At 60.4% G+C, this 26,822-nt stretch carries 19 protein-coding genes; 11 read left to right on the top strand and 8 right to left on the bottom strand.

Annotated features, from left to right (window positions below):
- Window positions 1-74: 74 nt before the first annotated feature.
- Window positions 75-2,849 carry a hybrid sensor histidine kinase/response regulator gene (locus CCX46_RS03170; RefSeq protein WP_127925675.1) on the top strand — a complete coding sequence of 925 codons (2,775 nt, stop codon included), beginning with the start codon at window positions 75-77 and terminating at the stop codon, window positions 2,847-2,849.
- A 22-nt stretch (window positions 2,850-2,871) separates the two neighbouring features.
- Here CCX46_RS03170 and CCX46_RS03165 read toward each other — a convergent pair whose 3' ends face one another.
- From CCX46_RS03165 to CCX46_RS03155, 3 genes are read right to left on the bottom strand one after another with little or no spacing between them, the layout of a single operon-like run.
- The gene (locus tag CCX46_RS03165) at window positions 2,872-3,513 is read right to left on the bottom strand and encodes a hypothetical protein (protein WP_127925674.1); all 642 of its coding nucleotides are present in this window, start codon (window positions 3,511-3,513) and stop codon (window positions 2,872-2,874) included.
- Entirely contained in the window at window positions 3,510-4,211 is a 702-nt protein-coding gene (locus tag CCX46_RS03160; protein WP_127925673.1) for a hypothetical protein, read from the bottom strand. The genes CCX46_RS03165 and CCX46_RS03160 overlap by 4 nt, the downstream gene beginning before the upstream one ends.
- Before the next feature lie 55 nt (window positions 4,212-4,266).
- Window positions 4,267-5,067: a hypothetical protein gene (locus tag CCX46_RS03155; protein ID WP_127925672.1), complete on the bottom strand. Its 801-nt coding sequence runs from the start codon at window positions 5,065-5,067 to the stop codon at window positions 4,267-4,269.
- A gap of 234 nt (window positions 5,068-5,301) precedes the next feature.
- Here CCX46_RS03155 and CCX46_RS03150 point away from each other — a divergent pair, with 234 nt between their 5' ends.
- The gene (locus CCX46_RS03150; protein WP_025111770.1) at window positions 5,302-5,898 is read left to right on the top strand and encodes a MarC family protein; all 597 of its coding nucleotides are present in this window, start codon (window positions 5,302-5,304) and stop codon (window positions 5,896-5,898) included.
- A gap of 86 nt (window positions 5,899-5,984) precedes the next feature.
- Here the strand turns inward: CCX46_RS03150 and CCX46_RS03145 are convergent, their stop codons facing one another.
- The 5 genes from CCX46_RS03145 to cobG all read right to left on the bottom strand — a co-directional run bounded on the left by CCX46_RS03145 (window position 5,985) and on the right by cobG (window position 17,789).
- Complete coding sequence (locus CCX46_RS03145) at window positions 5,985-13,037, bottom strand: TcdA/TcdB pore-forming domain-containing protein (RefSeq protein WP_238704376.1); 7,053 nt, start codon at window positions 13,035-13,037, stop codon at window positions 5,985-5,987.
- A gap of 400 nt (window positions 13,038-13,437) precedes the next feature.
- Window positions 13,438-15,144, bottom strand: coding sequence for a precorrin-3B C(17)-methyltransferase (gene cobJ, locus CCX46_RS03140; RefSeq protein ID WP_127925670.1), 1,707 nt, complete (start codon window positions 15,142-15,144; stop codon window positions 13,438-13,440).
- Complete coding sequence (locus CCX46_RS03135; RefSeq protein WP_370872600.1) at window positions 15,144-15,878, bottom strand: precorrin-2 C(20)-methyltransferase; 735 nt, start codon at window positions 15,876-15,878, stop codon at window positions 15,144-15,146. The genes cobJ and CCX46_RS03135 overlap by 1 nt, the downstream gene beginning before the upstream one ends.
- Window positions 15,875-16,501 (bottom strand): precorrin-8X methylmutase, encoded by a 627-nt coding sequence (locus CCX46_RS03130; protein WP_127925669.1) that lies wholly within the window; start codon window positions 16,499-16,501, stop codon window positions 15,875-15,877. Before CCX46_RS03130 ends, CCX46_RS03135 begins: the two co-directional genes overlap by 4 nt.
- Window positions 16,494-17,789 (bottom strand): precorrin-3B synthase, encoded by a 1,296-nt coding sequence (gene cobG / locus CCX46_RS03125; RefSeq protein WP_342212551.1) that lies wholly within the window; start codon window positions 17,787-17,789, stop codon window positions 16,494-16,496. The genes CCX46_RS03130 and cobG overlap by 8 nt, the downstream gene beginning before the upstream one ends.
- A gap of 132 nt (window positions 17,790-17,921) precedes the next feature.
- On the opposite strand from cobG, the gene cbiE reads away from it, so the two are divergent.
- From cbiE to CCX46_RS03075, 9 genes are all read left to right on the top strand, one after another.
- Window positions 17,922-19,133, top strand: coding sequence for a precorrin-6y C5,15-methyltransferase (decarboxylating) subunit CbiE (cbiE, locus tag CCX46_RS03120; RefSeq protein ID WP_127925667.1), 1,212 nt, complete (start codon window positions 17,922-17,924; stop codon window positions 19,131-19,133).
- A complete protein-coding gene (locus tag CCX46_RS03115) occupies window positions 19,126-20,223 on the top strand; it encodes a cobalt-precorrin-5B (C(1))-methyltransferase (protein ID WP_127925666.1) in 1,098 nt (365 codons plus the stop codon). Before cbiE ends, CCX46_RS03115 begins: the two co-directional genes overlap by 8 nt.
- Window positions 20,220-20,948 (top strand): cobalt-precorrin-6A reductase, encoded by a 729-nt coding sequence (locus CCX46_RS03110; RefSeq protein ID WP_127925665.1) that lies wholly within the window; start codon window positions 20,220-20,222, stop codon window positions 20,946-20,948. Before CCX46_RS03115 ends, CCX46_RS03110 begins: the two co-directional genes overlap by 4 nt.
- Before the next feature lie 341 nt (window positions 20,949-21,289).
- Window positions 21,290-21,601 (top strand): hypothetical protein, encoded by a 312-nt coding sequence (locus CCX46_RS03105; protein WP_127925664.1) that lies wholly within the window; start codon window positions 21,290-21,292, stop codon window positions 21,599-21,601.
- Between the two features lie 47 nt (window positions 21,602-21,648).
- Complete coding sequence (locus tag CCX46_RS03100; protein ID WP_127925663.1) at window positions 21,649-22,047, top strand: DUF2946 domain-containing protein; 399 nt, start codon at window positions 21,649-21,651, stop codon at window positions 22,045-22,047.
- A gap of 49 nt (window positions 22,048-22,096) precedes the next feature.
- A complete protein-coding gene (locus CCX46_RS03095; RefSeq protein ID WP_127925662.1) occupies window positions 22,097-22,576 on the top strand; it encodes a copper chaperone PCu(A)C in 480 nt (159 codons plus the stop codon).
- A 21-nt stretch (window positions 22,577-22,597) separates the two neighbouring features.
- The gene (locus tag CCX46_RS03090) at window positions 22,598-23,044 is read left to right on the top strand and encodes a DUF2946 domain-containing protein (RefSeq protein ID WP_127925661.1); all 447 of its coding nucleotides are present in this window, start codon (window positions 22,598-22,600) and stop codon (window positions 23,042-23,044) included.
- Window positions 23,045-23,128: 84 nt separating this feature from the next.
- Window positions 23,129-25,249, top strand: coding sequence for a TonB-dependent copper receptor (locus CCX46_RS03085; protein ID WP_127925660.1), 2,121 nt, complete (start codon window positions 23,129-23,131; stop codon window positions 25,247-25,249).
- Window positions 25,250-25,410: 161 nt separating this feature from the next.
- Entirely contained in the window at window positions 25,411-26,784 is a 1,374-nt protein-coding gene (locus CCX46_RS03075) for a PepSY-associated TM helix domain-containing protein (protein WP_127925659.1), read from the top strand.
- Window positions 26,785-26,822: the final 38 nt, after the last annotated feature.

Genomic DNA, 26,822 nt, shown 5'->3' with positions numbered 1-26,822 from the left:
TACCGTTCCTCGCCGGGCTGTTCCGCCGCCGCGCATCGTTATATTCTGGCATCAACCTACGAAGGGATTTCGCCGTGCGCTGGCTCAGGATTGCCATAAGCTTCACCGTCACATTGCTGACCTTGCTCTGCATGCTCCCGGCCCAGGCCGCGCAAGGCAGTGGCTGGTCGGTATTGCTTGACGATCAGGGCAATCTGCAACTGAGCGACATCCGCTCCGCTCGTTACACCAATCAATTCAGCCCCATCGACCTTGACCGCCTCACCGCGTCCGAGCCCGATGGCGCCTTGTGGCTGCGTTTCAGGCTGGCGCCGGGCAAGCACGAACAAGTGCTGCGCATCTTTGCCCCGGACCTGTCACAGCTCAATCTCTATGTACTCGACGGTGACAAGCTGATCGAGCAACGCAACACCGGCACCGACCAGCCGCAGGCCGAACGGCCGTTGCCGAGCAGCGACTTCATGCTGCCGTTGCCACAGAGCGACAAACCCCTCGATGTCTATCTGCGCATGGTCTCCGACCATCAGTTGCGCCCGCACGTCACCCTGCAATCGGCGGTGATGAGCGCAGCCAACCACAATCAGACGCTGGTCTTCGGCTTATTGTTCGGCTGCCTCGCCATGCTGCTGTTGCACAACCTGGTGCGCTACGCCTATTCCCGCTCGCGCAGCAGTTTGTGGCTGGCGGTCTGCGAAGGCCTGTTGGGCCTCAGCCTGTTGCTGCTGCTCAATCTCGCCGGCCCGTGGCTGCCGAACTGGCATGCGGTGCAGACGCCGGGCGCCTATCTGGCACTGTTGCTGACCGCTCCGGCCGGATTGATGTTCGCCTATCGCTTCTTCGCCCCGCTCGGCCCGCACCCGCTGAACAAGCTGTTGATCGGCGATATCCTGTTTATCGTGACCTGCAGCCTGTTGCTGTTGTTCGTCAACACCCTGCCGCTGAACATCATCACTTATGCACTGGTGGCGCTGGCCGGCCTGAGCATGTTGTTTGTCGCGTTCTATCACTGGCAGAAGGGTTATCGCCCAGCGCGCTTGTTCGTCGCGGCGATGGTGGTGTTCAACATCGGCACGCTGATCATCTTGCCTGCGCTGCTGGGCCTGACGCTGGTGTCGCCGCAAGGCCTGATCATGACCCTGATGGCGTTCATCTGCATCAGCGGTCTGTTGATGAGCATCGCCCTGGGCGAGCGGCAGCGCAGCATCACCGAAAGCCGCTTCAGCGTCAGCCGCGACCTCGCCGCGAGCAATGCCGAGATCAACGCCAAAGCCGAATTCCTCGCCAAGATCAGCCACGAAATCCGCACGCCCATGAACGGCGTGCTCGGCATGACCGAACTGCTGCTGGGCACGCCGTTGTCGGTCAAGCAACGCGACTACGTACAGACCATCCACAGCGCCGGCAACGAACTGCTGACGCTGATCAACGAGATCCTCGACATCTCCAAGCTCGAATCCGGCCAGATCGAGCTGGACGACGTGCAGTTCGACCTCAATGCCCTGATCGATGATTGCCTGAGCATCTACCGCGCCAAGGCCGAACAACAGAACGTCGAGCTGATCAGCTTTATCCAGCCGCAAGTGCCGAGAGTAATCAGCGGCGACCCGACACGCCTGCGCCAGACCCTGCTGAGCCTGCTGGAAAACGCCCTGAAGAAAACCGACGAAGGCGAAGTGCTGATCGTCGTCGCCCTCGACGAGCGCAGCAGTAAACCGCGTTTGCGCATTGCCGTGCAGGACAGCGGCCAGCCCATGGATCAGGAAGAGCGCGATGCGCTGATGCACGCCGAGCTGCACAGCAAGCACTTCCTTTCGGCCAATCGTCTGGGTGGCAATCTGGGGCTGGTGATCGCACGGCAACTGATCCGCTTGATGCAGGGTGAATTCGGTATCAAGAGCGGCGCCAATCAGGGCAGCACGCTGTGGCTGACCCTGCCGCTGGATCCGGATCGCCTCGAACACCCGACTTCCGATCTCGACAGTCCGCTGCAAGGCGCACGGGTGCTGGTGGTCGACGACAATGACACCTGCCGCAAAGTGCTGGTCCAGCAATGCAGTGCGTGGGGGTTGAATGTCAGCGCCGTGCCTTCCGGCAAAGAAGCGTTGGCCTTGCTGCGAACCAAGGCGCACCTGCGTGATTACTTTGATGTGGTACTGCTCGATCAGAACATGCCGGGCATGACCGGCATGCAGCTCGCGGCCAAGATCAAGGAAGACCCAAGCCTGAACCACGACATCCTGCTGATCATGCTCACCGGCATCAGCAATGCGCCGAGCAAGATCATCGCGCGCAACTCGGGGATCAAACGTATCCTCGCCAAACCGGTGGCCGGCTACACGCTCAAGACCACCCTGGCCGACGAACTCAATCAGCGCAACAAAGGCCAGGTGGTGTTCCAGCCGCAAGTGGTCACCCCGGCCACGGCTGCCAAAGTGCCGAGCGATTTCCGCATCCTCGTCGCCGAAGACAATACGATTTCGACCAAAGTGATTCGCGGCATGCTCGGCAAGCTCAACCTGCAACCGGACACCGCCGCCAACGGCGAAGAAGCGCTGCAAGCGATGAAGGCCCAGCGTTACGATCTGGTGTTGATGGACTGCGAAATGCCGATCCTCGATGGGTTCTCGGCGACCCAGCAACTGCGCGCGTGGGAAGTCAGCAACCAACGCATTCGCACGCCGATCGTGGCGCTGACGGCGCACATTCTCGCCGAGCACAAGGAGCGCGCGCGGCAGGCCGGGATGGATGGGCACATGTCCAAGCCAGTCGAGTTGTCGCAATTGCGCGAGCTGATCGAGCACTGGGTCGCCCAGCGTGACCAGCAAAACCGGACGGCGTCGACTTTCTGAGCAGGATCGTATTGTTATTCGATCAGATCTCCAGGCCATCAAGGTATTTGAGAGAGCCGGTGATGACCGAGTTTTTGACCTTTTCGCGAAACTGAGCGTAATGCAGCGTGTTGAATGTGATGGCCGCAATTTGTTCAACGCTGTTGTGGACAAGTGTTTCATCCTTGCTGAACAAAAACCCGCTGGCCTCTCTCTCGATCTGGAACTGACGGTGATAGATGCCCATTTCCACCTTGTTCGGGCCACTCATCACGCAGGGGATCATTTGAAAATATCCGACATTGGCACGCAGGCTCGTGGACTCGAACAGCCTGAGTGCCAATGTGTTACGTTCCATCACCCGCAACGCACGCCGCATAGGTTCGCCGAACCGCTCACCCAATACCGCCGCGATACGCTGCGTTGCCTGACCGGCCATCAGATTATTGCGCGACGGAGTCAAGGTTTGCGGTTTCGGCACGTCCCATCCGACAAATTTCAGGACATTCCTGTAGTACTCGAACCAGTCCCCCGATAGCCCGTCCTCGAACGCCGCGCGCGTTGCTCTTTGCGCATAGGCTGTGCTCATGTAGATATCATCTCGATGGGTCGCAGGCAGGCCACCGGCAAACGCCACGACACTGCCGCCCACCACCGCAGCCTGCGGTGTAATCAAGTCCTTCATGCCGTAATCTCCTTGGGCAGATTCAGCACCGCCACGCTGTCCGCAAGTTTGTCCCTGACTTTCCTGGCAATGGCTTCACGCGCGCCGCTGTAGCGAATTTCGGACAGACTTGCCCGGGCGTGATGCACATGGACCAAGCCTTGAACCTCTTCGCATTGATACAACTGTTGAAATGGATTTTGGCTTAACTCGAGTGACGTCTCGAACTCAACAAACGCGCTTGCGATCGCATCGGCAGCGTTCGCAACAATCACCAGTAGATGCACCTTCGCCAACGGCGCTGGCATGCTGTCCGACTCGGCCGTAACCGATATTTTCATGAAACTGCGCAATCGCTGGATGGCGAGTTCGTAGCCCGGTATGTGTGCCATTCGCTGCAGAACTGCGCCCATTATTCGGGTTTCAGGCATTGCATCATTGCGTAACGCTGTATTGAAAAACTCCAGCGCGGACTGATTTCCGGGATTGCTGACCTGCCATGTCTGCTTCGACTTCTGATGGCGCAACCAGAAATCATCAAGGACACTCACGTACGTGCCGTACCAATCCGGGGACAGGGATTTTTCATGTTTCTTATTGGCAACCCGTTGCGCCAGCAAAATCGAATTGACCAGATCGCTATAAACTTCCAGCCGCTCACCATCGGGAATGATCACCACGCAAGCCCCGACAACCAAAATTAAACATTCATCATTCATGTCAGGCCTCCGTAATAAAAAAGGGCAGTCGCCATGACTGCCCTTCTTCTGTTAATCAGACTTCATACTCTTCGATTTTCGATACAACGTTCAGACCCAGTTTAGTCCTGATGGCCATGCGCGCCTTATCAGCAATTTCGGTATTCTTGGCAAAGATCGTTTCACCGGTGTACAACTTCACATTGCGAACATCTACATCGACAAACATAACTTTAGTGGACGTATTGCGACGCAGAAAACGCACAGCACCGACGGCCATGATGGCTTCGCCATTAACTTCGGTACAGACGCCAGCGGTGATGCCACCAACGCCGTGGTTCAGCAGATTGCGTTCATACAGAGTCAATGCGGTGTCACGTTTTTTCAGAGCGGTGATGGCGTCGCTCGCCGTCTTCAGCATCAGCGCAGTTGCAGGGCCAGGCACCGCAAGACCCGCTACCACCGAGCCGAGAATTTCCAGGACCAGTTTATCCATCCGTACGCTGGTGCCCGCAACTTCCAGATCGTTGTAGTACTTGGTAACAGGCGTCCAGCCTGAGTTGGTCATGACCTCGCGAAACAGCAGATACCACTCCAGGCCCTGGCTTTCGAGCGGGAATTTCTTGTTGGCGACAAGTGTCGCGAAAAGAAAGGCATTTTGTGCGTCGGTCCGATTGTCATCCGTCAGATGAGCAGAAAATGCCAAAAGACCCTCGCCAACAACTGCCGCCTTTGTCGGCGCTTCCACGGCGTCACCGGAGTTAAGGGTCAAGGCAACACCACGAGCTTGAATAGTTGGAACTTCATCAATTTCATATTGCTGCAAAGCACTAATGCAATTAGCGACATAGAGTTGTTGCATTACCGGGTTATTCACTTTGAATTCCTTATCATCATTTAAGCAAGCCTTCATTAACTTGCGAAAACAACCATAACCAAAGCCACCAACAACCGACAAACAAAAACATGTAACACTACTTACCAAACCCATCAAAAGCGCAACTAAAAAACAACTAAACCAATAACAAGCAACGCTCTAAAAGTCGATACCCCAACCCCGTAAAGCGCTGATAGACTCCATCCCCATTCTCCTTCCCTGCGAGACATGACCATGCTCCACGTGTTGTTCAGCGTTTACCTGAAGATGCTGGTGCTCTACAGCCCGTTCTTCGTGTTGTCCTGCTTTATCAGCCTGACCCGTGGCTACTCGCGCAAGGAGCAACGGCGGCTGGCCTGGAAAGTTGCGGTGGCGACGCTGGTCTCCAGCGTCTTGCTGTATTTGTTCGGGCGGGTGATTTTCGATGTGTTCGGTATCACCGTGGATGCGTTTCGCATCGGTGCCGGCAGCGTGCTGTTCATTTCGGCGCTGGGCATGGCGCAGGGTAAGCCGGCGGTACAGGCCGACAACGTGCAGCAGGACGTGACCATCGTGCCGCTGACCATTCCGCTGACCGTCGGCCCGGGCACCATCGGCGCCTTGCTGGTAATGGGGGTCAGCCAGCCGCACTGGGACGATAAGCTCACTGCGATCATGAGTATCGCGCTGGCCAGTTTCACGGTGGGCGTGGTGCTGTATCTGTCGAACCGCATCGAACGGATTCTGGGGGATCAGGGTTTGCAGATCGTCAGTCGTTTGATGGGTTTGTTTGTCTGCGCACTGGCGGCGCAGATCATTTTTACCGGGGTCAAAGGTTATCTGGTGCCTTGAGCGCCCGACCTCGGTTTAACTGCCAAAACAAAAACGCCGCGAACGACAATGTCCGCGGCGTTTTATTGTTCAGATGAATTTACCGCTCAGGGCAAATGTTCAGCCACCACCGCCAGGCTGGCAATGGCGTCACCGTCCTGCACAGCCGCAAAAGCCTGCAACCACTGCTCGAGTGCGAACAGATAATGACGGCCAGCCATTTTGACAGCCAGTTCGCACTCACCCTGCTCCTCGACGCCGCGCACGATCAGACTGTGCCCATTGTCCGGGTCGGTCAGCACCAGGTGGCCAGCGACCTGCGACATCAGCAAATGCCCACCCTCCGCCACGTCCAGCACCAGCAAGCCAGGTTCCGGCACCCGCCCCTCGGATGGACGTCGCACATCAACAACAATGCAATTCAGACGCTGCCAGGTTTCGGCCGATATCCGATAACCTTCCGTGCGCGAACCGAAGGTCAGAATCAACCTTTCAACGCCGTCGGCAAGCAATGGCTGTACCTCGGCCAGATCATCAGTCAATTCCAGCGCCATGACTTCCTCGTCACGATGCGCATAGCTGCCCGGCAACCAAACGCCATCGACCGTTCCGGCACTGAAGAGCAATTCGTCAATGGGGTCGAACAGTAGCGGATTGGCCGCATCACGCGTACCGAGAAATGTTGCCCATTGCCCATCGTCCCGTGCGGACACCTCAAACAGCCGATCAAGCATCGGAACGTAGTACTGATAACGATTGCCGATATTCTCAATGGGTAGAAACGCGGCATGGGACTGCCCTTCCAGCCGCCGTTTCAAACGTTCCTGCAGCTGCCCTGGCGTCTGACCTGGAGCGTGTGACCATCGGTTTTCCATGCTGATAATCCGTGCCGGTTGCTGATCCCGCAGTAGCAGCGTCACACCTTCACGGGTACGCCCGAGCAGGCCGTCTGCGTGCGGCAGCACTTCGCTGAACGCCCACGACGACCAGACCTGTTCGGCCTGGGGCAAGGCTTCGCGATGCAGCAACACGCTGCCGTTACCAAACGCCGTGCGCATCGTATCGACGCAAACCAGCGTCTGGCGCCAAAGCTGCCCGGCGCTCGCATCAAGCAACCAAACGGCCTGCCGATCAGGCGTCAGCCCCAATAACGCGAGCTCGCGGTTAGCCGTTGCGTCCATCAGCACGAGCTTTTCATCAACGCACCACGCAGCCAGAAACGGCTGACCCGGCTGGGCACGCAAACCGATGATCGCAAAGGCTGCGCTGCTGTATTCCCTGGCAAGCGCCGGTAATGCCGCCAGCCAATCCGGATTTTGTTGCAGCCAATGCCGGCTGAGGCCGACAAACTTCAGAACATGTCTATCAAGCTCGGACAGCCAGTTGTCATCCTTGGCACCGAGGTCGATTTCGAACAGTCGTCCGTCGCTTTGAGTGGCCAGGTAGCTTTCACCCACACGGGTAACCTCGATCACGTTTTTCGCCAGCGCCTTGTGCCAGAAGACGTTGTCGCGCAGTTCGATGCCATGGCTGAGCATTTGGCTTTGCTGGCTGTAAAACAGCAGCGCAGCCGCCGGGTCAGACGCTCGCGGCATGAGCATCACCCTGTCCCCTTCACTGTCAGCGCCAGCGCGCAAGTACCTGTCGTGATGCGCGGCAATCCATGCTCGCTCAAGCAGCCGATCGAAGGACCAGGCACGGGCATGAACATAGGGCGCGTAAGTCCAGGTAGTGACCGGCGAAGCCATGCCTGGTGTTTCATCTGCGTAGGGGCGGTGCTTTTTCTGGCGATGGCGGAAAAACGCGATTCGCGTTCCCTCTTCCGGCTTGAGGAAAGAACTTTCCAGACCGGGCGACCACATGTGGATGTCCGTCAGGGTCACTTCGCTATCGGTCAGATGAAACTCCAGCGTCGTGCGCACATTCATGGACTTTTGTTCTACCAACTGCTGCGAGACTCGCAGCGTGCCGTCAGCCAGTTGCCCGAAAGTGGTGATTTTCGTGCCGAGTTCCAGGCTCAGTAACCGATAACGATGGACGACCGAAGCAGTGATCACATCGACGCGCCAGACCGTGGCATGGTCGGGATGATAAAACCACGCATGAGTCGTGCTGGCGGCGCCCAGCATCAAGCCCTCATTGACTTCGCCCGGCAGATCGCGCGCATACAACAAGCGTTTTTGAGCGACATCGTAAAAGGCTGTCGTGCGCACATCGAGGCTGGCTGGGTTGAGCGCAACCTTGAACCGCTGAAGCGTGACGTATCCCGTGCCGAGGCGCATCTCCTTCTCTCGTTTGCGCAGGTGGGCAAGCACATCACGCGGATTGTTTTTATCATCGCCCAGGGTGATGGAAACCAGGTGCAGCGCATTGCCTTGCCAGTCCAGTTGAAACAACTCTCCCCCGGCCAACTCGATCAGCCCATCGAACGCCGACAGCACGATACCGTCGACCGTCAGTTGACGCCCCGCCAGGTACGTTTGCGGGGCGCCGTCATCCATCCTGGGTACGTCATCAAAGCTGACCTGCTCGATGCTGACCCAAGGGGCATGCACCAGCCATTGGGTCGCTCCATTGAATTTCACCGTTTTCAATCCCGGCGTCAGACGAAGCTGGCAGCGGTCTGACGTGGCGCTGATTTCGTAGGACAGCTTTTGCTGGCACTCCATCGGCAACGTCGGCACCGCCAGTTGGCGCACCTGCTCGTCCAGCACCACGCTGATCGTTGTCGGTTTATAGACCGGATGCAGTTTGTAGAGGATGTGCTTGAGCGACGGCGTACTGTGCAGATAAAAGCGCCGTTTGCCCTGCTCGTCGTATTCCAGCTTGTCCGTCACACTGTTGCGCAATTGCGGATAGCGAGTGTGGATGCGCTCATCCATATGGGTCTTCAGCGTGTCGGTCAATGCCGTGAATGGATTGAACAACGAGTACCAGTCTGGCCCAGGTATTTCACTGGCGTCGCGAGGCTCGACCTGCTCTCCCGGCAGTGGCTCGTAGACGTAGCCCGCGCCTCCCAGTTGATATTCGTACCCGTAATAGCAGAGCGGCGTGCACGGCAACACCACGGTATGAGGCGCAGCAGCCTTGCGAATGTTCAGCGCTGCACTCTCGGGGAGACCGAACGCGTGCCGAATATTGAGGGAACGGTGTATCTGCCTGGGATCATCGTTGTATTGCGGCAATTCCAGTGCACCGCCGCCCCACGGATAAAATCGCTGACTGTCAAAGCGCACCTGCCGGTCCTGCAGATCCAGGTGGGTGATGACGGCTTCCGGCGGGAACTGCAACACCCCCTCTTCCACAGTGAAGGCGCCCGGTTGGTAGGCATTGTGGATGGCACGCAGGTGATTGCCGACCGCCGTTGCCTTGTCGGCAATCTGCCCCAGATTGCTGGCGATGGCAGTGGCGCCGATGCCGATGCCGAGCAATGGCACAGACAGAAAAGCTGCGGCGGCCCCTACTGTTCCGCCTGCTGCCAATGCGGCAATGTCCAATCCCAACGCCACTGTGTTGAACGCCAGGGACGTGGAGAAGCGCGAGCGCTGCTCGTGATTGTCCGCCAGTGACAGGTTGTAAATATCGAAGCCGATATTGACCAGCGAAAACGCAAAACCAACCCCGGTTGCCGCGCGACCGAGCACCCGGCCAGACAACGACGACTGGCGCAAGAGCAGCGCCTGTTCACTGGCCAGCGCTTGCCGCACCAGGTTGATCATCTGTGCGGTATCGCTGACCACGCCAAAACCCAACTGCGCATAGCTGACGTAGACCTGTACTTGCAGCGCGATCGACAAGCTTGGCACCTGATCACCGGCCTGGTATTCGCGATGACGCATTTCGCTGATCAGTGTCTGGATCGCAAAGGCGAAACTCAAGCGACTGCCGCCATCCGCTTCCGCCGGACCACTGGGGTTGCCTGCCTTCACACTCTGCTGCAGATGCTGTTTGAGCTGAGTGAAGCGCGGGTCCGCTGTGCTGACGGTGCGCGCTGGATGGCGGTTCTGCGCATCGACCAGCGTCACCGAATAACCACCGTCCGCCTGCGGTTTGAGCGTTTCCAGCAAAGGCAAATATTCCCGCCCGAGCGAATGTTCACTGCGCAACTGCTGCGTGGCCTGAGCAAACTCCTGCGCCCAATAGCGCGCATCCATTTGCGCCAGGCTGGCGCCCATCCGCGCGTTTTCGCTGAGCGAACGCTGACGCGCCACGGCTTGTTTTGCCCAGACCGGGACACGGCCTGAATCACTCGAAGGCAGGCGCAAAAAACTGTCCAGGCGCAAACCGCTCGATAGCTTGCGGGCCGCGATCGCCACAGTGTTCAACTCGATCACGTTGAACCGCGCTGCGGCCATATCGCCCAGCCCGTAGAGCTTCGCCAGTGCGCTGTCGCCTGCGCTCAGATAACGCTCAACGCCGAGCTTCACCTGTGCGCCTTTGGCGAACGCGTAAATGGCAAAGTTCGGGTCATAGAAGCGGTAGACGAATTGGTCTCCAGCCTGCACTTTGGCCACCAGCAAGGCGTGATCACCAGTGTCGAGCAAGAAGACCGTGGACGCCGTTTTCGCCTCCAGTGTCTGTATGACCGTGTCCAGACTCTGCAAGCCGCGGGATTCACCAATGGCACTGCCGGGCAAGGCCCGTAGCTCGTTCAACGCACTGAGCAAAGCCAGTGAACTGGGCTCCTTATGGTTGACGTTGGCTGTGGCGACATGTCCCACCAGCGTCCGTTCGGCTGACTCGCCGGCAGCCACCGCTGCGCCCATCAGCAACGCCAGCGGATAACACCGACGCCCTGGGTCACTGGCAGTGTGCATCAGCAAATCCTGCGACAGTTGCCGGGCCGAGGTCGCGCCGGCCTCGACGAACATCTCGCGCACCTGCGCACTGCGCTGGAGAATCCGCGAACGGTACTCACCCTGCGCCGTGCGATTGATCTGGCCGATACGTTCGCCCCATTGCCGCAAGGTCAGCGGCTCAAACAGTGCCTGCACCTTGAGTTCGCGCGCCGTCAGGAGGCCATCCGCCTCGCCACGCGCCAGCCCGGTCTCGAAACCGCGCGATTGTCGCTGGCGGACGGCTTTTTCCACCGCGTCATAACGGGCGAACGTGCCGTCGCCATCGGTTTCAACAGCCAGGTCGCGCACGGTTTGCCAGACCTCGGTGAAGCTGGCGTCGTCCAGACTTGTCGCACCGAAAATGCCCCCGAGCATGACGCGCACCAACGGGCTCAGTTGCTCAAGCGGCAAAGAGTCATGGGCAATGCGGCTGAACAGTTCGTTGAGGTTGCTCGATGATTCCGCGCCTTGGGAAACGGGCAGTGCGCGCACAGGTTGCGCAAGGATCAACTGACGATTATCAAAACCGATGGAAAAGGCCTTGGTGAAGGTGATCTCACCACTCAGCTTGTCCCTCATGGCGCGCACAAAGGGTTCGCCCAGATCATCCATCATTTGTTGCAGGACTGCCGTCAACAGCACCGGTTTACCGCCGACCACGGGCCAGCCTTGTTTGAACGTCAGCGTCTGTTGCGGTTGAAGCAGATCCGCCAGTTGGCCGGTATACCGCGATTTGAGTTTGCCGGCTTTCCACTGTTCCTGCTCTTTGGCCAGCCATTGCGCCTCGTCGTCATTAACGGTCCAACCGGAGATCGCCTCCTCCTCGGTCTGGACGTTGTAACCCTCCGCCAGGCGCAGGCGCTCCTGAACCGTGACCTCGTTGTCCGGCAGCAGGTGAGTCTCGACATGGTTTTTCAATCCGGTGACTGCCGCTCCGGGGCCGGTAAGCGCAATGGTGCCGCGCGCTCCGACGCGAATGCCATCGCGGTAGTAACTTAAAATCGACTCGCTCAACTTACCCAGAAAATCCTGCAGCGTGCGTGTCAGTTGCCCCTGCGCGATTTTCTCGTTCATCACGTTTTCAATTACATCGAGCAATCGCTCCGTCTGTGACCAGTCTACCGACGATGCTATTGCCGACTGTTCAACGGCTTGCAGACAGTCATAGTTGAAGCGGATCAATTGCATGACCGCGAGCGTCATCTCGCTTTGCGGGTGAGCCAGCAGATAAGCGTTCATCTCTCGGCTGAATTGCGCGCCCATTCGCAGACCGTGTTGCGGGCTGTGGACTTCACGCGGCGCGACAAATATATGCTCGACGCCGGGTTTGCTGCGGGCAAAGGCCAGCAGTGCATCCAGATCGGTGCCTGACAACGTATCCGTGTGATCGGTGTAGCGCTGGCGGTCGCGTCCCGGCATCAAGGTTTCGTCATGATTGAGCAACAGCTGCAACACGCCCAGTCGTTGCTCGTCACTGAAACCGCTTATGTCGACTCCGCCCGGTTTGTCGGCCAGCGGCGGCAAGTAATCCATATCAGTGTAACGACCGCCCTGCAGATACTCGGCCTGCAAGCGCACAACATCGCTGGCTGCTGCAAAGTTACCGCGCATGGATACTTCGCGTTGATAGACATCCTGTAAAAAGTGCCCGGCAAACTCCCGTCCGACATCGCGTAACTGCAAATCGGTGCCGGCCATTTGCTGATGGCTTTGCAAACAGCGTTGACGAAAGGCTTCCAGCGTTGCGCGGTCCTTGCCGTACGCACGCACCATCAAATCGATCCGGGCCTGATCAGCGCGGCCTTGCCATTGCGGTAGTTGCAGGTATTCAAACATCTCGCGCTTCAATACACGCGCACGATCTTCAATCATCTTTGCCAGCTCACTGGGGCTGGTCAGCGTGTCGCCGCCCGACTCCATCGCATCTACTCTGGCACTGTCGGATATAACCCGATTCATTTCGAAAGCGAGCAATGCATCGCTGTCATACCAAAGATTGAACTGGTAATTTTCGGCAGCCAGCACCTGGCGCCAGATATTCATGTAATCGCGCTGGATATTGCCAACTTCACTGCCGCCCACCCAGACAAAGTGCATGATTGCGGGTACCGGGCTGGGTACATCACTGAGTATGTTGACAGTGCCGGCCAAACGGCTGGCATAGTCTCGTAGTTTATCTTCAACTGTATTGATCAACGCCGGCACGGGCGCTGAGTTGCGATGTGACAGGCGCTCAAGGTTTTGCAGGAAGAGTGTTACAACTTGCAGTTTTTCAGTGAGACTCGTGGCCTGCCCGGCATTTTCGTAAAGCGCTACCAACATTGCATATTCGGCAGAGCCGGAAAGTGCCTTGAATGTTCGCTTCAGCGCAGAATATTCATCAGGCGAAATAAAATTGAACGCGTCGACATATTGCTCCATGACACCCATCAGACTTCATCCTTTATTCATTGAGAGAATCCTGGACGAAGTTATTCTGCCGGCGCGACAACTTCAAAAAGCACAAAACTCAAATAATTTCTCAAGAAACATCAAACGACAGATAAGTTCATCGCACGCATGATCCGGTAACAAACAGCTGCATGACGAATGGTTCGATAAACAAACGAAGCGGTGCTCCTGACGGAGACACCGCTCTGTTTTAAACCTTATCGGCTGACAGGGAATTTCGACTTGATATCTCACCGAGGCAACTTATTTACAACTTGCCTCGGCGTGATGCTCAGGAAAGCGGTTTTTCGCCATACCAGCGCGGCGTGTAGACCCAATCACCCCCGCCGGCGCGGGGAAAGGTGCAGGTAGTGGAAGAACCAATCAACACCATGGTGCGCATGTCCACCTGCTCCGGCGTCAACGCGCCCAACGTCGTGGTGCGCAAGGTCTGACCCGGACGGCCGATGTCGCGGCCCAACACCACGGGCGTTTCAGGTGCACGATGCTGCGCGACGATTTCCAGTGCCCGGCCCAGTTGCCACGGACGCGCGCGTGAAATCGGGTTGTAGAACGCCAACGCCAGATCCGCTTCGGCGGCCAGGTCCAGACGCTTCTCGATGATCGACCAAGGCTTGAGGTTGTCCGACAGCGACATCACGCAGAAGTCATGGCCCAGCGGTGCACCGGCCTGCGCGGCGGTAGCCAACGAGGCCGACACGCCCGGGAGGATTTCCAGGTCGACGCTGTGCCACGCCGGATCAGCCGACTCGTGCAACGCTTCAAGCACCGCAGCGGCCATGGCGAACACGCCGGGATCGCCCGACGACACGACGATCACCGAGCGCCCCTCGGCGGCCAGCCTGAAGGCGTGACGGGCGCGCTGCATCTCTTCGCGGTTGTCGGTGCAGTGCTGCACCTGATCGTCGCGAAACGGCCCGGCCATGCGCACGTAAGTTTCGTAGCCCAGTACATCGGTGGCGCGGGCCAGCTCGGCTTTCACCGCCGGCACCATCAGTTCGGCAGCGCCGGGGCCGAGGCCGATCACCGCGAGACGACCGCGTGGCCGGCCAATCTTTGAAACATCCAGAGGCTGCTCGGCAATTGCGATTGCCATGCCGTGGCCGGCCACGACTGTCGCCGCGGGCACTGCGACTCGCGCCAGGGTTTCGATGTCGCTCTGCGCCGCGACAAAGCGCAGCGGCACACCCAGCTCAAGCGCCGCTTCACGCAAAAGTGGCGCAGCCATTTGCGTCTCGCTGGCCAACAGACAGGCCAACGATTGCACGGCAATTTTCGCCTGCTGCAAGGCACTGCGAACGGCATCCGTCAGGTCTGATGTTTCAGCACTCACCGCCACCGCCACCGCCACACTGCGTGGATAGATCAGTAACTCACTGGCACTCGCTTCACGCGCGGCACTGCCGACATGAATCGAGCGCTGTGCCTGCGGATCTTCCGGCAATTGCGCCTGATCCAGCCACGGCGCCGCGCCTTCGATGCGCACGCTATGGCCGGCCAACAGATCGGAGACAAATCGCTTGCCCATTTCCAGATCGCCCAGCGCGTAGCCAGTCGGGGGATTGAGCAGGCACGTGCCAAAACGCAACTCGCCGCTGGTGGTGATCGCCGCGGCGACTTGCAGTCCGGCTGCGATGTCCCGCGCCATGACATTGACCCCGCCGAGGCCGCCCAACAGCGGCACCACGGCGCTGCCGTCTTCGGCCACGGCAAGTACCGCAGGTTCAGCGCCCTTTTCCAGCAGCAGCGGCGCCAGCGTGCGGATGACGATGCCGGCCGCGCACAGGGCAATGATCGGCGTGTCCTGTTGATACAGCGTACGCAGGGTCGCGCCAAATTCCTGGTAGGTGCAATCAGCGCCGTCGACGCGCCCGGCAAGGCCGTGGATCTGCGCCGCTGGGTAGACCTGCTGAATGCGCCGCGCGGTGGCCAGGCTGCCCTGACCGAGAATGACGATGGCTGGCGTGGATTGAGTCATCAGCCTTGCCACCGTTCGCCCGGCACGATGATCAGCGAGAAGTACGGCGACGACATCGGCTCGACCTGATCCATTGGCACGATCTTCTGATTGGCCATGGTTGCGCGTTCGACGTACAGCGCGCGCTCGGCCAGACCCAGTTCTTCGAGTACCTGACGCACTTTCGGGAAGTTGCGCCCCAGCTTCATGATCACCGCCGCGTCGGCATCGGCCAGACGGCGCTTCAATTCTTCATGGGGCAACACGCCGGAGAGCACCGACAGGCTCTGATTGCGATACACCAGCGGCGCGCCCAGCACCGAAGCGCCACCGAGCATGGAACAAACGCCCGGCACCACTTGCGCTTCATAGCGAGTGGCGAGGCGATCGTGCAGGTACATGTAGGAGCCGTAGAAGAACGGATCACCTTCACAGATCACCGCGACATCGCGACCGGCGTCCAGATGCGCGGCGACCGTCTCGGCAGCTTCATCGTAGAAGTCGCTGATCACTTGCTCGTAGGAAAGCGGCGCCGGCAACGCTTCGGTGGTCACCGGGTAGACCAGCGGCAGCAGGTTCTGCGCTTCTTGCAGGTGCGCCTCGATGATGCCGAACGCGTTGCCCTTTTTGCCCTTGGCGACGAAGTACGCCACCACCGGCGACTCACGTAGCAGGCGCAGGGCTTTGACAGTAATCAGTTCGGGATCACCCGGGCCGACGCCCAGGCCAATCAAACGTCCTTTGGCCTGCATCATTCGATCTCCGTGGCGAGGGCATTGACGGCAGCCGCAGCCATGGCGCTGCCACCGAGACGGCCCTGCATGATCACGAACGGCACGCCACGGCTGTCGGCGGCCAGGGCGGCTTTCGATTCGGCGGCGCCGACGAAACCGACCGGGAAGCCCAGAATCAGCGCCGGTTTCGGTGCGCCGGCGTCGAGCATTTCCAGCAGATAGAACAGCGCTGTCGGCGCGTTGCCGATTACCACCACGCTGCCTTCCAGATGCGGACGCCACAACTCCAGCGCGGCGGCGGAACGGGTGTTGCCCAGTTCACGGGCAAGCGCAGGCACGCTCTCGTCACGCAAGGTGCAGATCACTTGATTGTTGGCCGGCAGGCGCGCACGGGTCACGCCTTCGGAGACCATCCGCGCATCGCAGAGGATCGGCGCACCGGCGGCCAGCGCATCGCGCCCGGCCTTGCCCGCGCCTTCGGAGAATTGCAGGCCGTCGACCGCCTCGACCATGCCGCAGGCATGAATCACCCGCACTGCGAGTTTTTCCAGATCGGCCGGGATGCGCGCCAGATTGGCCTCGCTGCGAATGATCGCGAAGGAGTTGCGATAAATCTCCTGACCATCGCGGATGTAATCAAGCATCAAGGGGGCTCCGAGAGCGGGCGTCGAGCAAGATCGCGGCCGCTTCAATAGTAAGGTTGCGTGCGTGCAGCGCGCCGAAACCCGGCTGCGTTGCATCGCGAAAATAGAGGTCGTAGTGACCGGCACTGACGGCCAGCAACGTCACCGGGGCACAGTGGGCGGCGGCGCAAGAGCGCGTGCAACCGCTGAGATGGACGTTGAGGGCCGAGGGCAGCAACGTCGCCAGATGACGCGCGTCCTGCTTGGTGTCGGCCAGGCCTTTGCCGCAGCCATTGGAGCCGGTGCAGGCGATCAGGTGTGCAAGGGGTTCGGCAGCGCGGGTCAACAGGTTCAGTTGTTCAAGACCTTGCAGTACTTGCGCCGCATCGCTGGCTTGCACATCCGGCACCAGCAGGCTTTGCCAAGGTGTGAAACGCAGGCTGCCATTGCCGAACTGGCGGGCCAGTTGCGCGGCCCCGCGCAGCATTGCCGGATCGAGACGGCCCAGCGCCGGCACCGCGCCGAGGTACACCCGGTCCGAGGTATTTTGCGGATGAATGCCGATGTGCAGATCGTTCGCAACGGCCGTGCGCTGCCAATGGCTGACAGACTTGATCGGCAAGCGCGTGCTCAGTTGCTCGATAAACGCCGAGAGCGGCAACTCGTCGAGCAAATGGCGCATGCGTGTTTGCTCGGGGCGCGCCAACTCAAGAAACAATTCCAGTACCGCCACCACCAGTGCATGGCCGTGTTCCAGCGCCACCGCGCCGACTGCGCGATCCGCCGGACATCCGGCCAGACCGAACGCCAGCAACACTTCACCGTCACGCTCGAACGCCGACAACCACAGATCATGGGGATGCTCGAGCATCGCCAAGGCTTCCCCGCCATCCAGTTGCACGGCGAACTTGGCGCTCAGCTCGTGGAAACGTGGATGGCTTTGCAGCGTGTCGAGGATCTGTTCGGCGAGGGGCCGGGTGTCGAAGTGCATCTGCCGATCAATCCCGGCCGCAGGGCTGAGCATCAGGTTGCGCACATCGTCACCGGCCGCCGTGCGCGGCCCGAGACCGGCGGCGAGCAGACGCTCGATCAGCGCTGCGGATTGCTTACCGATCCCGCGAATCTGCAGATTGGCGCGGTTGGTCGCCTCGATCGCGCCGCCGAACTGTTCGGCTGCATCGGCCACTGCATCAGCCTGATCGGCGCTGATCGAACCGCCATTGAGCTTGATCCGGCAGATGCCGCCGTCCAGTGCCTGGACGATACGCAGCAACCCCGGGCAGGCCGAGGGGCGTAAGGCGGTGGACATCGGGCGTTCGTTCAAGGGGCGGACCGGCTGCGTGGGAAAAGCGCTTCGCGGGCGAAGGCGCGGTATTATGCCTGCTTTGTCCGCTGGCATGAAAAGTCTGCCCGTCGGAACGGCGTGTTTAGAGGAATATAGATGTCACCCTGGCTGACGGTAGTGGGAATCGGTGAAGACGGCTTCAAGGGCCTGGGCAAAAACGCCCGGCGTGCCCTGTTGGGCGCCTCGCGGATCGTTGGTGGCCAGCGCCAACTTGATTTGTTGCCGGTGTGCATTCGCGGTGAACGGCAATTGTGGCCGAGCCCGTTTTCCCTGGCGCCGGTGCTGGCCCAGCGTGGCGAAGCGGTCTGCGTGCTGGCCAGTGGTGACCCGATGTTCTACGGCGTCGGTGCCAGCCTCGCCCGTCAGGTGCCGAGCGACGAGATGCTGATCCTGCCGGCACCGTCGTCCTGCTCGCTGGCCGCCGCTCGTCTCGGCTGGCCGTTGCAGGACGTGGTAACGCTGTCCTTGGTGGCCCGACCACTGGCGGCGCTCAATGCGCAATTATTCAGTGGCGTGCGTCTGTTGTTGTTGAGCAACGACGGTCAGAGCCCGGCTGCTGTTGCACAATTGCTCCGTGAACGCGGCTTCGGTTCGAGCCGGATGTGCGTTCTCGAGCATCTTGGCGGCAACGCCGAGCGACGCATCGACAGCAGCGCCAGCGCCTGGGATGACGCGCCGATAGCCGACCTCAATGTCATCGCCATCGAATGCCTGGCCGATGCCGACGCCCCGCGCCTGTCACGCCTCGCAGGATTGCCAGACTCGGCATTCCAGCACGACGGCCAATTGACCAAACGCGACGTACGCGCCATCACCCTCGCCCGCCTTGCCCCGACCCCCGGCGAATTGCTTTGGGATGTCGGCGCCGGCAGCGGCTCGATCGGTATCGAGTGGATGCGCGCGCACCCCAGTTGCCGCGCCGTGGCCATCGAAGCCGATGACGGCCGCCAGCAATTGATCGAGCACAACCGCGATGCGTTGGGCGTGCCCGGTCTGCAATTGATTCGCGGCAAGGCGCCGCAGGCGCTGAACGGACTGGAACGCCCGGATGCAATTTTCATTGGCGGCGGCGTCACCCGTGAGGGCGTGTTCGAAACCTGCTGGGAGCAACTCAAGCCCGGTGGCCGTCTGGTCGCCAACGCGGTGACCCTGCAAAGCGAAGTCACCCTGATGAACTGGCGCGAACGCCATGGCGGCGAACTCACGCGTATCCATGTCGCCCAGGCGCAACCGCTCGGCGAGTTCGACACCTGGCGTCAGGCGCTACCGATCACCCTGCTCGATCTGGTCAAACCCCTCGATGCGTGACGAAACTGCCGAACAACCTGCGCCGCTGCGCAGCGGCCTGACCACTGGCAGCTGCGCCACCGCCACCAGCCTTGCCGCCGCGCGTCTGTTGCTCGGCGGACACTCCGCCGATGCGGTGCAGATTGTTTTGCCCAAAGGCAAACAGGTGCAGATGCGACTGGAGTTCTGTCGTTTGACCGATGACGGCGCCGAGGCCGGAACGATCAAGGATGCTGGCGACGATCCCGACGTGACTCACGGTGCCCTGCTCTATTCGCGGGTAAGGCTAATGGCCGAGCCGGGGATTCGCTTCAATGCCGGTGCCGGCGTGGGCACCGTGACCCGGCCGGGACTGGTGCTCGGGGTCGGTGAGCCGGCGATCAACCCGGTACCGCGCAAAATGATCAGCGATCACCTGACATTGCTCGCGGCGGAAACCGGTTATTTCGGCGGCTTCGACGTCACGGTCAACGTCGAGGGTGGTGAAGCACTGGCGCTGAAAACCATGAACCCACGGCTGGGCATTCTCGGTGGATTATCGATCCTCGGCACCAGCGGCATCGTTCGGCCGTTCTCTTGCGCGGCCTACATTGCCTCGATCCATCAAGGCATCGACGTGGCGAAAACCAACGGTTATTTGCACATCGCCGCCTGCACCGGCAACGCCAGCGAAGACACCATGCGTCGCGTCTACAACCTGCCGGAAATCGCTCTGATCGAAATGGGCGACTTCGTCGGCGCGGTGCTTAAGCATGTGCGCAAAGTGCCTGTGGATAAACTCAGCCTGTGCGGCGGCTTCGGCAAGATCAGCAAACTGGCGGCCGGGCACATGGACCTGCACTCGCGGCATTCGAGTATCGACCTGCCACAACTGGCGGAGTGGGCGGCGGCGATAGGTGCCGATGAGGCGTTGCAGCAAAGCATTCGCGAGGCCAACACCAGCCAGCAGGCGCTGGCCATGGCCAGTTCAGCGGGGATCGCGCTGGGAGATGAAGTCTGCCGCCATGCGCTGAATTTTGCCCGCAGCGTGGTGCCGGCGCAGGTGCAGGTCGAGGTGTTTGCGATTGATCGTCAGGGCGGGATCGTCGGGCACGCCGGAGGTTTTGCATGAAGCGGGTTCTGCTGTTGGGCGGCGTGACGGAAGCGCTGGCGATTGCCCGCACGCTCGGGCCAGAACATATCTACAGCCTCGCCGGTGTTGGCCGGGTGCCGACGGATCTGACTTGTCAGGTGCGCGTCGGTGGCTACGGGGGCGCTGAAGGGCTGGCGCAGTTCATTCGCGACGAAGGCATCGACTTGCTGCTCGATGCCACGCATCCCTATGCCGCACAGATCAGCCAGAACGCCGCGACCGCCGCACGACTGACCGACATCCCCTGCTGGGCTTTGCGCCGTCCGGCGTGGCAGCCGCAGCCCGGTGATGACTGGCGCGAAGTCAGCGACTGGGCCGAGTTGATCGCTGCCCTCAAGCCGTTTCGCCGACCGCTGTTCACCCTCGGCCGCGAACCGCTGCAGCACCTCGATGAAATCCCTGCGGAGCAGTTCTGGACTCTGCGCGCCCTCGACGTCTATCCGGGCAATGAACGCTGCGAAGTGATCGGCGCCCGCGGGCCGTTTCTGCTGGAGGATGAGCGAGCGCTGTTCGAGCGGCGGCAGATCGATGTGTTGATCAGCAAGAACAGCGGCAGCACCGCGACCGAGCCAAAGCTGGAAGTGGCGCGCGAGCGTGGGGTGCCGGTAATTGTGTTGAAGCGTCCGGGGTTGCCGGGGGTTGATCGGGAGTTTGCCTCGGTCGACGCAATCCTCATGGCCCTTGCGCCCCTTAACCTTATCTAAAAACAAGCGCAGTTCTCACGGACGCCTTCGCGAGCAAGTCGAATCGTCGCACCGCCGCTTCCACAAGGTTCGCGACGTACACAGACTACGTGTTCGCCACCGACCACTGTGGGAGCGAGCCTGCTCGCGAAGACGTCGGCAACGTCTGCACATCATTGCATGCCCCACCGCTTTCGCGAGCAGGCTCGCTCCCACAATGTCACGGGCTCGACTGGATATCTGACTTGAATCCTACAAACGCGCCGGACACTGCCCACAACAACTTAACGAATCACTGACTATCGGCAGTCAGCGTCCACCTCTACGCTCAACGTCTTTGATTCCAAGGGCGTACACATCCAATGTCAGAAAAATTCTCCCGTTTCGACGTCAAGGATTACCTCAAAACGCCTGCCGATCTTAGCGAATACATCAAGGGTTGTGAGATCGAAGACTCGGGCGATGGGCAGCTCAACCGGGTGGCGCTCCGAGACTACAAGCAGACCATTCGTGCACGAATAGAAAGCGACTCGAATTTCGCCCAGGCAATGCGAATCGAAGCCGCTACACTCATTTATAACGGCGAAATCGAGCTGGGGCGCAGGCTTCTCAAGCTCTTGCAGGCAGCGCTGCGACACCAAACCGCACGACGCTTTTTTACTTATCGGCCCTGATCAGGCTAAATAGCCGCGCCTGATCGCCCACCCAATGGATCTGTCCCATGAACCGACACCGGCTAGCAATTGCCTGGATCGCCTGCTTTGCAGTGCTGTTCAACATGCTCGCCATGCCGATGACCGGGGCGATGGCGCAGGCGGCCAATTCACCGGCCGAACAATGGCTCTGGAGCAGTTTCTGCACCGGCAGCGGAACCAAGATGGTGGCGATCAACATCGGCACCACCGATCAGAAAGCCCCGACCAACGACACTCATTCGAACATGCAGCATTGCTGGTGCTGCTCGGGCTCGGCGCCATTGGTGGCGCTGCCGGCGCACTCGCCGCAGCTGTATTTCGCCCGTTACGAAAGTAATCGCAGCGTGGCGCCCGCCTCACTGCAAACACCCACGCCGCGCCAGCAATGGCCGAGTCTCAATCCCCGTGCTTCCCCTCTGGTTTGATTTGTTCGCGCAATTGACCTGCGTTTCAAATCGTTCTGGAGAGACTGCCATGTTGAACAAACTCATCGTAATCGCTGCGCTGTTGCTGCCGGCGTGCTTTGCCCATGCCCACGAATACAAGGCCGGCGAGCTGGAAATCGCCCACCCATGGTCGCAAGAGCTGCCGCCCAACGCGCCGACCGTCGCCGCGTATTTCATCATTCACAATGCCGGCAAAACTGCCGACCGTTTGCTTAGCGTCGACTCGCCCATCGCCCCCGAAGCCCAACTGCACGAGCACGTCATGCAGGGCGATCTCATGAAGATGCAGCAAGTGCCGAGCGTGGAAATCCCGGCCGGCGGCAACGTGACATTCGCGCCGATGGCCTGGCACGTGATGCTGCTCAACCCGACCGATCGCAGCCTGCTCAGCGATGGCAAACGCTTCCCGCTGACGATGCATTTCGAGAAGGCCGGTGACGTCACCGTCGACGTCTCGGTGCAGAAGAAGCCACCGGAAACCACGCAGGCCCACGCGCACGCTCAGTAAGCCTTTCGGCAGACTCCGCCCATGCGCCCGCTGAGCGCCAGGCCTTTGCGGCAACGCCGTCAGACTCAAACTCTGACTCGCGGCAGCTGGATCGCCCTGTTCGCCATGTTGATGATCTTCATCGGCCCACTGATTTCTCAGTCGATGCCGATGGATCAGCACGCCTCGACATCGATGCCGATGAGCATGGACATGTCGATGGACATGCCGCGTATGGATCACAGCGGCCACGACGCCAAGCCCTCAGCCGAACACTGCCCGCCACAATCCTCGCACCACGTGCTGTGGGAAAAGTGCGGCTATTGCAGCCTGCTGTTCAATTGCCCGGCACTGACCGGCGTCGGCGATTTCGTCGCCTTCAACATCCCACCGCTCAACACCTTCACCCCGCCCTCCCCACGCCTGGGCCATGCCCGGCAGACCTTCTTCCCCGGCGCCCGCACCCGCGCCCCGCCCATCGCCACGTAAACACGCACCTTTGATTACACACGGTTGAGAAGACAGCTTCAGGCTGCCGGCCGTGTCGTTTACGACTGTTTGATGGAAATTGTCATGTCCAGGTTTGCTGCTGTTCCACGCTCGGGTTTTGCCCCGGCGTCCTTCGCTTTGAACGAATCGCGGATTCGTTTCAGGCACGCTACCGCCGTCCTTTGCGGCGTTCTGCTGTCCCCGCTGGTGCTGGCCGATGATCACGCCGGCCACAACGAAGAACTCAGTCCAACGGTGATCACCGCAATTGCGCCGAGCTCGCCATTGACCATCGTCACCAATCCAAAAGATCCGCGCCAACCGGTGCCGGCCAGTGACGGCGGCGATTATCTGAAGACCATTCCGGGCTTCGCCCTGGTGCGCAATGGCGGCACCAACGGTGATCCGGTGCTGCGCGGCATGTTCGGCTCACGCCTGAACATCCTCACCAACGGCAGCATGATGCTCGGTGCCTGCCCCGGGCGGATGGACGCGCCGACTTCGTACATCTCGCCGGAAACCTACGACAAACTGACCGTGATCAAAGGCCCGCAAACCGTGCTTTGGGGTCCGGGCGCGTCGGCGGGTACGGTGCTGTTTGATCGTGAGCCGGAGAGCTTCGGCGAACTCGGCACACGGGTGAATGCGAGCATTCTGGCCGGCTCCCACGGACGCTTCGACAAGGTCGTCGACGCCGCTGCCGGTGGCCCGCTGGGCTACGTGCGAGTGATCGGCAACACCGCGCATTCCGACGATTACCGCGACGGCAACAACGATATCGTCGCCTCGCGCTACGACAAGTGGAACGGTGACATCGCGGTCGGATGGACGCCAGACGCCGACACCCTGATCGAACTCACCGCCGGCAAGGGCGACGGCGAAGCGCGCTACGCCGGGCGCGGCATGGACGGTTCGCAGTTCCTGCGGGAAAGCCTCGGTCTGCGTTTCGAAAAATCCAGCATCACCGACGTGCTGGAGAAACTCGAAGCGCAGGTCTACTACAACTACGCCGACCACGTGATGGACAACTACACCCTGCGCACGCCGTCCGGCACCGGGATGATGGCGGGCCCGATGGCGTCCAATGTCGACCGCCGCACCCTCGGCGCACGGATCAAGGCGACCTGGCGCTGGGCTGATATTCAGCTGATCACCGGCCTCGACGCGCAGACCAACGAACACCGTCAGCGCAGCGGCATGGGCATCGACACCTACAAGGATCAGCCGTACACCAAGGACGCCGATTTCCATAACTACGGTGTGTTCAGCGAGATGACCTGGTACGCCGCCGACCGTGATCGGCTGATCACCGGCGCCCGTGTCGACCGTGCTTCAGCCAAGGATTACCGGCAAACCACCGGTTCGGGAATGATGAGCCGCCCCAACCCGACCGCCGACGATACCCGCGCCGACACCCTGCCCAGCGGGTTCATTCGCTACGAGCATGACCTGGCCGACAGTCCGACCACGCTCTATGCAGGTTTGGGTCACGCGCAGCGCTTTCCGGATTATTGGGAGCTGTTTTCGCCCAAGTCCGGCCCGGCGGGATCGGTCAACGCGTTCGATTCGATCAAACCGGAAAAGACCACCCAGTTCGACTTCGGCGTGAACTACAAGAGCGCCGAACTCGAAGCCTGGGCCTCGGGTTACGTCGGCGTGATCCGCGATTACATCCTCTTCGACTACACCCCGGGAATGACGGGCATGAGCACTTCGCGCGCCGAGAACATCGACGCGCGAATCATGGGCGGTGAACTCGGTGCCGCGTACAGACTCACCGATAACTGGAAAGCCGATGCGACCCTGGCTTACGCCTGGGGCAAAAACAGCAGCGACGGCACGGCCCTGCCGCAAATGCCGCCACTGGATGCACGCTTCGGCCTGACCTATACCGAAGACAACTGGAGCGCTGGCGCACTGTGGAGGGTGGTTGCCGCGCAAAACCGTATCGACCAGAACAAGGGCAACGTGGTCGGCAAGGATTACGACAAGAGTTCCGGCTTCGGCGTGTTCTCACTCAACGGTGCCTATCGGATCAACAAACACTGGAAGGTCAGCAGCGGCGTCGACAACCTGTTCGGCAAGGCTTACGCCGAACACCTGAACCTGGCGGGCAACGCCGGATTCGGCTACCCGGCCAACGACCCGCAAGCGATCAATGAACCGGGGCGCACGCTCTGGACCAAGGTCGACATGAGTTTCTAACACCCACCCATGTGGGAGCGAGCCTGCTCGCGAAGGGGACGGCACATCCAACGTTGATGTCGTCTGGCACGACGCCTTCGCGAGCAGGTCGAATCGTCGCACCGTCGCTCCCACAGGGTTGCAGAACAACTAGAAGATCCAAGCCAAGCGGAGCACACGTGATGAAACAGCCCAAACCGAATTTCTACAACCTGGCCTGGCGTTGGCATTTTTACGCCGGCCTGTTCGTCGCCCCGTTCATGGTGATGCTGGCCCTGACCGGCATCATCTACCTGTTCAAACCGCAGCTCGATTCGCTGATGTACAGCAGCCTGCTCAACGTCCCGGCCGGCCATCACACAGTGCCGGCCGACGACTTGCTGCAGCGGGTAAAAAGCGCTTATCCACAAGGCCAGATCACCCAGTACCTGCCGCCGGTGAATGCCGAACGCAGCGCACAGTTTGTGGTGAAGAACGCCGGCCAGGAACTCAACGTATTCGTCGATCCGTACCATGGCGACATCCTTGGCGAACAGGATGCCAAGCAAAACCTGCAAGCCATCGCTCGCGCCATTCACGGCGAATTGATGATCGGCACCGTCGGTGACCGCCTCATCGAAATGGCTGCCGGGTGGGGTGTGGTGCTGGTGGTGTCGGGCCTGTTTCTGTGGTGGCCGCGCGGTCAGGCAGCGGGCATTCTGTGGCCACGCCTGAACAGTCGCGGCCGCGTGTTGTGGCGTGATCTGCACGCGGTGACCGGGTTCTGGGGCGCGACATTGCTGCTGGTGATGCTGCTCAGTGGCATGACCTGGACCGGTTTCTGGGGCAAGCAATACGCCCAGGTGTGGAACGTGTTCCCAGCCGCGATGTGGGACAACGTACCGACCTCCGACATCGAGGCGCGCACCCTTAACACCGCCACCCGCCAGACCGTGCCATGGGCGATGGAAAACACGCCGATGCCGATGTCCGGCGACCATGCCGAACACATGGCCCACGGCAACGCCAACGCCGGTCCCGCCGCACCGGGGATCAGCCTGCAAGACGTGCAGAACATCGCCACTCAGCGCAAAGTCGAACCGGGCTACAGCATCACTCTGCCGACCACCGCCACCGGTGTATTCACCATCGCCGTGTTCGCCGATGACCCACGCAACGATGCGACCCTGCATGTCGATCAGTACACCGGCAAGGTTCTCGCCGATGTGCGTTTCGAACAATACGGCAGCGTTGCCCGCGCCACGGAAATCGGCGTGATGCTCCACGAAGGCAAGATGTTCGGCGCCTTCAATCAGATCGTCGTGCTGCTGATCTGCCTGATGATTCTGCTCAGCGCCGTCAGCGGCGTGGTGATCTGGTGGAAGCGCCGGCCACAGGGCAAATTCGGCGTACCGCCGTTGCGGCATGACCTGCCGAAATGGAAAACCGGCGTGGTGATCATGCTGGCGCTGGCGGTGGTCTTTCCGCTGGTGGGGGCTTCGCTGGTGGTGGTGTGGTTGCTGGACAGGCTCTTATTGACCCGTTTCGCCCAGCGCACCGCCGATCTGGCGCCCTGACGTCACAGGCGCGGGCAGCCTTATCTGCCCGCGCCTGC

This window comes from Pseudomonas sp. RU47 (genome assembly GCF_004011755.1).
Taxonomy (GTDB): Bacteria; Pseudomonadota; Gammaproteobacteria; order Pseudomonadales; family Pseudomonadaceae; genus Aquipseudomonas.
Note: the sequence above shows the minus strand (reverse complement) of the source record. Positions and strands in the feature narration are given on the sequence as shown.